The sequence below is a fragment of the Cohnella caldifontis genome (assembly GCF_029360585.1).
In the GTDB taxonomy this organism is placed as follows: domain Bacteria; phylum Bacillota; class Bacilli; order Paenibacillales; family Paenibacillaceae; genus Cohnella; species Cohnella caldifontis.
In genome coordinates this window covers 58,002-66,901 of sequence record NZ_JAQZSJ010000024.1, presented here as the reverse complement: position 1 = coordinate 66,901, position 8,900 = coordinate 58,002, and the positions used below count along the sequence as shown (strand labels likewise).

General features: G+C 49.2%; 7 protein-coding genes. 4 read left to right on the top strand and 3 right to left on the bottom strand.

Translation table 11 applies throughout. The features are described from left to right. Positions 1-728 precede the first annotated feature (728 nt). The 4 genes from PTZ19_RS22865 (at position 729) to pdxR (ending at position 5,027) form a co-directional block, all read left to right on the top strand. Positions 729-2,000, top strand: coding sequence for a hypothetical protein (locus PTZ19_RS22865; RefSeq protein WP_276357955.1), 1,272 nt, complete (start codon positions 729-731; stop codon positions 1,998-2,000). Between the two features lie 530 nt (positions 2,001-2,530). Beyond that, entirely contained in the window at positions 2,531-2,944 is a 414-nt protein-coding gene (locus tag PTZ19_RS22860; protein ID WP_422615036.1) for a GNAT family N-acetyltransferase, read from the top strand. 22 nt (positions 2,945-2,966) lie between these two features. After that, positions 2,967-3,545 (top strand): GNAT family N-acetyltransferase, encoded by a 579-nt coding sequence (locus PTZ19_RS22855; RefSeq protein ID WP_276357953.1) that lies wholly within the window; start codon positions 2,967-2,969, stop codon positions 3,543-3,545. A gap of 18 nt (positions 3,546-3,563) precedes the next feature. Next, on the top strand, positions 3,564-5,027 hold the full coding sequence (gene pdxR, locus PTZ19_RS22850) for a MocR-like pyridoxine biosynthesis transcription factor PdxR (protein ID WP_276357952.1): 1,464 nt from the start codon (positions 3,564-3,566) through the stop codon (positions 5,025-5,027). On the opposite strand, the gene PTZ19_RS22845 is transcribed toward pdxR, so the two are convergent. The 3 genes from PTZ19_RS22845 to PTZ19_RS22835 all read right to left on the bottom strand — a co-directional run bounded on the left by PTZ19_RS22845 (position 5,005) and on the right by PTZ19_RS22835 (position 8,877). Then, entirely contained in the window at positions 5,005-5,907 is a 903-nt protein-coding gene (locus PTZ19_RS22845) for a DMT family transporter (protein ID WP_276357951.1), read from the bottom strand. The genes pdxR and PTZ19_RS22845 overlap by 23 nt on opposite strands. Before the next feature lie 15 nt (positions 5,908-5,922). After that, a complete protein-coding gene (locus PTZ19_RS22840) occupies positions 5,923-6,528 on the bottom strand; it encodes a thioredoxin family protein (protein ID WP_276357950.1) in 606 nt (201 codons plus the stop codon). Between the two features lie 111 nt (positions 6,529-6,639). Beyond that, the gene (locus PTZ19_RS22835; protein WP_276357949.1) at positions 6,640-8,877 is read right to left on the bottom strand and encodes a helix-turn-helix domain-containing protein; all 2,238 of its coding nucleotides are present in this window, start codon (positions 8,875-8,877) and stop codon (positions 6,640-6,642) included. Positions 8,878-8,900 lie beyond the last annotated feature (23 nt).

Sequence of the window (8,900 nt, the reverse complement as noted above, 5' to 3'; positions counted from 1 at the left end):
CTTGCCCGTGATGCCCTAAAAAGCGACCCGTTCAGCAAGCCCTAATTACAGTAGTGTTCATGTCAAAAAACATCGGAAGAGCTATAGCTGAAGACAAAAAGGATTATTTAGTGTTTAATGAATCGAATGAAAAGTACATTGTCGTTGATATATACAAAGATTTATTCATAGTTTCAAAACTAATTGAAAATAATAAACTTGATACCTATGAATTTAGAGAAATAAAGAATCCAAACATTAAGTTATCTTATGAGCAATTTAACAATCCCTTAAAAGTTAAGTAATGTATTTCGGAGAAGTCACGAACTTCAGATAACATCGTTTTCACGCATCGCAGCCCGACCTGCTAATTTAATTGCATATTTCGATATTCTCAATGATTTCAATGTTAAACATTGGAAATCTAAGTTAAACGAATCATCTAAATAGAATCTGAGTGCTTATTAAGATGTCCGGGGCATCGCACAACAATGCGATCACGCATCGGGGGACAAGCCCTCTCCGTCGCCAGATGGATTTCAGAGAAGTGGACTCAAGCGCCACATCCATTCACCCAACCGCATTGCGGCCGGCAGAGATCTTGCTAGTCGCACGACTCATGCAACTTAGGTTGAATGGACATCGTGAACACGGAACCGTTTGATGAAATCATCGCGATCCATAAAAAGGATATTAGCGATTTATTGTAGAATCTAGATTAACATTATATTAAATAAAGGAGAATTTATATGATAATACATAAAGCCTCGGATGTATACGGAATTTCCAGAGAAATACCAATTAATTATGTTTCCCGAGCTGGAATTGATGATGTTTTTAAGTCTAATCTAAATCGAGAAAAACATATTGTCGTTTTCGGAAGTTCAAAGCAAGGTAAAACAAGCCTTAGAAAAAAATGCTTAAGCGCTGAGGATTATATAGTGATTCATTGCTCCAACAAATGGAATCTTGAAGATATAAATTCAAATATTCTGAAGAGAGCCGGATATGAATTAACACAATCTACTAAGAAAACAACAAGTGGAAAATATAAAATAATAGCTTCATTAAAAACGTTAATCCCAATCGGCACCGCAGGACTAAAAGCCGAAGCGGAGCGAGGTTTTCAGAAAGAAATTATAACTAATGAATTAGAATTAGATGTTGAGGATGTTAATGATATTATTTCTGCTCTCAATGCAATGGAATTCAAAAAGATTATTTTACTCGAAGACTTCCATTATTTGCCTATTGAAGTACAACGAGATTTTTCCATCGCACTTAAGGCCTTTCATGAGAATTCCAATTTTTGTTTTATTGTCGTAGGTGTATGGTTAGATGAAAATCGATTAATAATTCATAATGGTGATCTGACGGGAAGAATTGTCTCAATCAATGCGGATAAATGGAATAAGGATCAACTACTTGAAGTAATCGAAGAAGGGGAAAAATTACTCAATATTTCGTTCTCTGAAGATTTTAAAAGAGACTTATTGTCGAGTTGTTATGATAATGTCTATATAGTTCAAGAAGCATGTTATTTAGCTTGCCTGCTTAATGAAATTAAAGAAACACAAATTGAATTAAGAGAAATTGATAATGAAATAAGATTGGATATTATTGTTAAGTTGATTGTTGATCAGCAATCGGGTCGGTACAACTCATTTATCACGAACTTTTCGGATGGATTTCAATCAACATTGTTGGAAATGTATAAATGGCTACTTTATCCTGTTTTGATTTCGAATACTGATCAACTTGAGCGAGGAATAAAATATTCTGATATAAGAAAGATAATTGCAACTAAACATCCTAAAGGAGATGAACTAAACCCGGGAAATATAACTCAGGCTTTAAAATCAACTGCTTCACTTCAAATAACCAAGGGAATTCAACCAATAATTCTAGATTATGATGAAACTAATTTAAGACTTCATGTTGTTGATAGAGGATTTCTAATTTGGTTAAATTTGCAGAACAGAGCCGAGCTTTTAGAACTTGCTGGTTTACCTAATAATTGAAAATATATAAAATCAATGACCCATTTAGTCGAAATGCTGGGTCATTGATTTTATATTAGGAAATAAAAGCAACGAGGAGAATATTGAAGTGGGGAAATTTTGATTTAGATGATCTGATCAGTCGTATGGACGTTACAGATCTATTAGTAGTAATGATGTGCGGTGTGGCAGGGTCAGGCAAAACAACATTTGCTCAACGGTTATGGGCTACAAATGGTCGATTTAACAACTTCCCCTACTCATGAAGATACTTCAAAAACATTTAAGATAGAATTAACTATATCATCTGAAATTGTAAATGCAGCATTTGCAAACTGAGGGCGCTGACATCCAATAATATCGCATTCACGCATAGCCTTAATGTAGCTCGGTCCACGCGAGGCAATTCGAGGAGGCGAGTCAGGCGGACATTTCCTTTACCCGATGAAATCGCTTTGGAGGAAGAAGTCGAAGTGTTATTTCCGATTGAGAAATGAGGTTTAAATGTGAATATAGACATAAGAAAAACAAATTCAATTGATGATGTACCTATGGATCTATTACGATTAGCAGTCCCTTCAGTTGATCGTATTCGACAATATATCAAAGACAGTTCGTTATTTGCGGCCATTTACGAAGGAAAAACCGTTGGCGCTTTAGTTCTATCGAATCTCGACGATTCCACGATGGAGATCGTCAATGTGGCCGTACAGGAAGAATTTCAAGGTAAGGGAATTGGGAAGCAATTAATTCTAAATGCAATTGAATATTGCAGGAGTATCAACGCACGACGAGTCGTGATCGGGACGGGCAATTCCAGCTTGATGCAGCTCGGACTTTATCAAAAATGCGGTTTTAGAATGTATGAGATCTGGGAAGATCATTTTATCCGGCATTATGAAGAAGAGATTTACGAGAACGGAATTCGATGCAGGGACATGATCAGACTTAAACTAGAATTGTAAGCAACCCGAATCCGCGAGGAGGGTGAACGACATTTTTAATCACGTGATCAATGATCAGGTAGATCTCCGATTGCTGGAATGCAGGCATGCAGATGACTTGTGTTGTGTGATTGAAAGCAATCGGGAGTACCTTTCGAAGTGGTTTCCTTGGGTGACGAACTCGAAAACTCCCGAAGATTCAAGGGCATTCATCGAATCCGAACTCCAACGCTTCGCGAAGAACAACGGATTTTCAGCAGGCATTTTCCATGCCGATCAATTCATTGGCAACATCAGCTTCCATGAAATCAATTGGACCACCAAAATGACCTCGATCGGTTATTGGATCAGCGCTGAATACCAGGGGCGGGGGATTATGACGGCCTGTTGCCAAGCTTTGCTGAACTATGGATTTGCGGAGTTAGGATTGAATCGAATCGAAATCAGAGCGAGAACGGACAACGAGAAGAGCAAGGCGATTCCGATCCGGCTGGGATTTAAACAAGAAGGTATTTTGAGGCAAGTGGATTTGAATCACGGACATTATTATGATCATGTCGTATTCGGATTGTTGAAGGATGAATGGAAAGTACTTCCTTGGGCGAATTCAAAAGGGTACTGATCGCTACTACGCACGAGAATGGAGGGAGCCGCCACGTTCGACATCATGCTGCCGGAATCGGACGGACAACCGGTTTACCAACGGCTTTACGAGCAGATCCGCGATCGGATCCGCAGCGGGGAAATCGCGGACGGGGCGCGGCTGCCGTCCGTCAGAGCGCTGCAGGATCAACTCAACACCAGCAAAACGCCGATCGAAACGGCCTACCAGATGTTGATCGCGGAAGGTTACGTAGTCAGCCGGCCGCGATCGGGCCTTTACGTATCGAATCCGTATCCCGCCCCGACCCCCGAGATGACCGGCGTTCCCCGAACCCCCGAATCAACTGTTGGCATTTCTCCCGCGCACACATTGCATGCCTCATCCGGCAAACAGGCGGTCATCGACTTCGATCCCGCCAGACTCGATGCCGAAGCCTTTCCACTTCGCATCTGGTCGAAAATGCTTAGGGAAGCCTTCGAAGCTCACGCCAATGAAATCGGGAATTACGGAGACCCGATGGGCGAATACGGGCTGCGCGCGGAATTGGCCGATTATTTGCGCAGCTCTAGAGGGGTAAGGTGTACGCCGGAACAAATCGCCGTCGGGACGGGGATGGCGCACAGCATCGATCTGCTTACCCATCTGCTGAAGGATGTGCGACTGGTGGCCATGGAAGAGCCGGGCTACCACCTGGTTCGGAATCAGCTCCAATTAAACGGCCGCGATATCGTGCCGATCCCGCTTGGGGACAAAGGTCTCGCGTTGGATGTTTTGGAAGAGAGCCGTGCCCAGGCCGTGTACGTCACGCCGTCCCACCAGTTTCCGACGGGCTTCATCCTGCCCTATCCGGAGCGGAAACGGCTGCTGGAATGGGCGGACCGCAACGGGGCGTACGTCATCGAAGACGATTACGACGGGGAGTTCCGCTATGTGGGGAAACCGATTCCTTCCTTGCAAGGCTTGGACGAACAGGGGAGAGTCGTCTATATCGGCACGTTCTCGAAAGCTTTTACGCCGGCGTTGCGCATGAACTACATGGTTCTCCCGATGGAGCTCGCGGAACAGCTGGCCCGTATGCCCCACGAGGCGGCATGTCCTCCCGCACGGGCGGAACAGTGGGCGATGCAGCGTTTCATGGCGGAAGGACACTGGTATCGGCATATCCGCAAAATCCGCGGGATTTATCGCAAGAAGCACGCACATCTGATCGGGTTGATCCACGAACGGTTAGGCCCGCGAGTCGAGATCACCGGGCAAAACGCGGGCCTGCACCTTCAGTTGACCCTACAAGAATCGAGATCGTCCGACGAGCTGATCGGTCTGGCAGCTCAGGCAGGCGTGCGCGTCTACGATTTGCGGAAAATGTGGATGGACGAAGAACGGCGGTTAAGCGATGAGCCGAGACTGTACCTGGGATTCGCGGGTTTGAAGCTAAAGGACATGGAAAAGGGAATCCGCTTGCTGGAACAAGCCTGGTTCAACCCTCCACTGCCGGTTTGAGAGAACGGGGGCGATGGGTACGGTTCGCCCAATAGACGCCTGCCAGAATTAACGCAAGTCCGGCTACCGTGCGAATCGGAATCGTCTCGTGCATAAGCGTCGCTCCCCATACGAGCGAGCAGGCAGGCAGCAGGTACGTCACCATGGTCGCGTAGACGGGTCCGCCCTTCTGGACGATCCGGTAAAACAAGAGGTAGGCGATTCCGGAACCGATGAGGCCGAGACCAGCCATGACAACCATGTTCTGCGGAACGACCAGACGCTCGAACGGAACGTGCTCCGTGGAGAAAGCCATCACGCCGCTGCCGATCATGGAAAAGAACAACGTGCAAAACGTGGCTTGCGTGGTGGACAAAACGGAAAGCAGGCGTTTGGACCATTGCGCCCCGATCCCGTAAAAGAGCGAGGCCGCCATCATGCCGGCAAACCCAACGACGTCCACGGAGATGACCGACTCCCGGTTCAAGCCCACCAAGACGAGCAGTCCGACCATGGCCGCGCCCATTCCGATCCATTGCTTGCGATAAGCGGAAGCGCCGAAAATCAAAACGCCGGCGGCCAGCGACCAGAGCGGAGTCGTCGCGTTGAGGACGGACGCCATCGAGCTCGACAGCCGAGTTTCGCTGAAGCCGATCAGTGCCCAGGGGAGACAGGTATTCACCAGAGCCATCCCCATCACCGAAAGCCACGGGATGTTCCGAATCGGAAATTTCTCCCGCATCGCCAGCATCCCGATCGCGACGACGGCCGTGCCCAAGAACGTCCGCAAAAACACGACCGTCCAAGGCCCGAAATCCTCCAACAAAATTTTGATGAACGAATAAGAGCCGCCCCAAATTAGGCTCAGCAGCAGCAAGGCTGGAAACACCGAACGCGCCATGGCGATCCCCGCTTTCTACGCGAAAGTTTCGAAAAGCGTTTTGAGTTCTTGAATCATTACGTCCCGATACTTGTCTCCGTCATGATAGAGATCGCCGATTTCTCCGTAGACGCGATTGATCTCCTGCTGGTAATCCGGATGCTGCCGATCCGGATATTGCGCCTTGAATCGGTCCATGACCGTTTGAATATAAGCAGGTCGAGCGCCCCAACGTCCCAGCACGTCGCCGTTCGGGTTCAGGAACACCGCGATCGGCTGAGCACGCCCCCCGTCCGTCAAAAACAAATCCATCGTCTCCAAGTGGGACTCCATCGGCAGCACCTCCGTCGGGATGCCGGCGGTCTCCATCACGCGGAACAGCACGGGGACGTTCCACATGACGTCCGGGCACCAGTCCGTGCAGAGGATCAGGCATTGCAGATTGACCCGGAGCTTATACGTCAAGAAGAAAAACTCATCCTCTTTGTTTGCCCAACCGAATTTTTCGTATTTGGCATGGAACAATTCCCGGGTATTCGGAATTTTGCTGTTCACCATGACCCGGGTTTCCATGCCCTCCATGAACGCTCCCGGCGTAATGCCCTGGCCGAGTTTGTGTTTCAGGTTCAGCGTTTCCTTCATCCAGATCACGCATCCTTGTCGTTTGTATGGGATATGGCAAATATACGAAAAATCTGACCATGAGAAAATGGTCAGATTCATGCGCGTTATGAAAGTCAGAAGATCTGATATTCAACCGTTCAGATCGACGTACTTGCTCCTGTACTGTCCCGGCGTCATGCCTTCCACCTTGCGGAAAGAACGGATGAAGTTCTGCGGATTGTTATAGCGCAGCTTCTCCGCGATGTCCTTGATCGGCATGTCCGTGTCCTTCAGCCATCGCTTCGCCATGCTGAACCGGTACGACGTCAAATATTCGCTGAACGAGTGGTTCGTTTCTTTGCGGAATACGCTGCTGAGATAGTTGGCGTTAAAATGCAGCCGGGAGGCGCAGGCTTCCAGCGTCAGGTCGGTGTCGTACTCGCGTTGGATCAGGTCGATCACTTTCTCGGAAATGTTCTGGTATTGCGAGTTTTGCCGGTTTTGGAAGACGACGATCATCGGCTGGATGATTCGCTGCCAGAACCAATCTTCGATTTCCGACGCGATCGGCAGGCGGAACAACTCTTCGTAGAACGAACCGTACGGACGTTGGAACGACCGCTGGCCCACGCCGGATTCTTGCATGACGGTCAGCAGACTGTTCAGCAGACGGGCAAGCGGGATCTGAAAATCGCGCGGATGCAAGTCGGTCTGGATCGCCGCCGCCATGAATTGCCGCAGCGATTCCCGGGCCTTGTCCGTCTCGGCCAGCTTGATGGCGTCGATCAGATCATTCTCGTGCTGGTACGGATAACTCAGGCTTAAGTAAGGCTTGCCTTCGTTCAGGTTCTCGTATCGGATGATGATGCCTTGGCCCAGCGCGATCCGCAGCCGCAAAGCTTCCAAGCCTTCCCGGTACGCCGCGGGCACGTTGGCGAGGTCGCGGAAGGGCAGGCTGAGTCCGATGCTGACCGGCAGGTTCAAGTACATCTGGATCTGCTGCTGCAACCGCTCGGTCATCGCGTAGAGGAACGGATCGAATACGTCCGGATCCACGTCCGGGCTGCCGACCAGGATGACGATGGCCTGTTCCATCAGCACCGGGTGCAGGCGTTCCGCCTCGGGAATGGACTCTTCGACGATGTTCTGGGCCGCGAAGAGCAGCAGATCGAGGTCGTTCTTCCCGTACCGGGTGCCTTCGAGCGTGTCGATCTGAATCGTCAGGACGCTCATCGTGCGCCACCGCTCCATTTGCGGCCCATAGCCGTATTGGACCAGCTTCTCCCGTACTACGGACGGCCGCACTTGACCCTGGAACGCCTGGGTCAACAAGTAGGTGCGCACTTGCGGGAGATGGCGGTGCACTTCCCGCTCCAGACGCTTGTTCGATTCGGTCAAATAATTCATGAGCTGCTGGATCGGGGAGTACATGCGGCGCGAACCCAGCCATGCCATCACCAACAGCAGGAGCAGCAGAAGGAGGCAAACGGCAGCGGTCGTCAAGCCGATCTTGTCCGACTCTTTCGTTAAACTGTCGATCGAAACCGTGGACAGATAGACCCATCCGTTGTAATTGGATCGGATATAGTTAACGGTATAAGGTTTGCCGTCGATCGTGGCGTCGAACTGGCCGATTGGTGCGGCAAGCGAGCCGTACTGCACGAATCCGGTCGACATGACGGACTTGCCGATCATGGAAGGATCGGAGTGAAACAGGATCCGGTACTGGTCGTCAAGGATCATGACGGACGCGAAATCCTCGAGATCGTATTGCACGAACTGCCCCAGGCTGCAGGCGGACAAGTTGGCGAGCGCCATTCCGTATTTATCGGGTCCGATGGTCGGAAGCTTCTTCACGAGACTTATGGTATAATTGCAATCAGGATTGGAAGCGTTTTCCTCACTGAGAAACCAATAGCTCGGCAACAGCGCCCAAGCGCCGTCCCCTTCGGTATCGATCATTTTCTTCAATTGGGAGCTGTAGGCATATTGGTTGAGGCGGTAGATTCCCGAGTTCTTGATCATCCAATCGAAGCGGCGGTTCACGAGCACCACGTCCTGGAGCTTCGTATCGAACGACTGCATATGCTGCAGCTCGTTGCGGAGATCGTTATAGGTCATGAAGTCTTTCGGCGTCATGTCTTTGTTCAGCGATTGCTTGACCACCGTGGAACTGAGAGCCTGGTTCATCGTATGGGAGATCGTCTTCATGATCAGCTCTACGTTGGCGCTCGTCTGCATCAGCAACTGCATCTTGCTCTGGTTCACTTTCTCCTGGATCTGGTTCGAGGAGAGGGTATACGAGAAGGCGCCGATGAACACCACGGGCACCGTGCACAGCACGAAGGCGAACAGCGTTAATTTGCTGAGGAAACTCATGGAACGCATGGGATCCCACCGATCGGAAAAGA

Bases quoted from the DNA above. Each gene is read 5' to 3' on its own strand.
- PTZ19_RS22865 (WP_276357955.1), top strand. From the start codon at position 729: ATGATAATACATAAAGCCTCGGATGTATACGGAATTTCCAGAGAAATA.
- PTZ19_RS22840 (WP_276357950.1), bottom strand. From the start codon at position 6,528: ATGAAGGAAACGCTGAACCTGAAACACAAACTCGGCCAGGGCATTACG.
- PTZ19_RS22860 (WP_422615036.1), top strand. From the start codon at position 2,531: ATGGATCTATTACGATTAGCAGTCCCTTCAGTTGATCGTATTCGACAA.
- PTZ19_RS22845 (WP_276357951.1), bottom strand. From the start codon at position 5,907: ATGGCGCGTTCGGTGTTTCCAGCCTTGCTGCTGCTGAGCCTAATTTGG.
- pdxR (WP_276357952.1), top strand. From the start codon at position 3,564: ATGGAGGGAGCCGCCACGTTCGACATCATGCTGCCGGAATCGGACGGA.
- PTZ19_RS22835 (WP_276357949.1), bottom strand. From the start codon at position 8,877: ATGCGTTCCATGAGTTTCCTCAGCAAATTAACGCTGTTCGCCTTCGTG.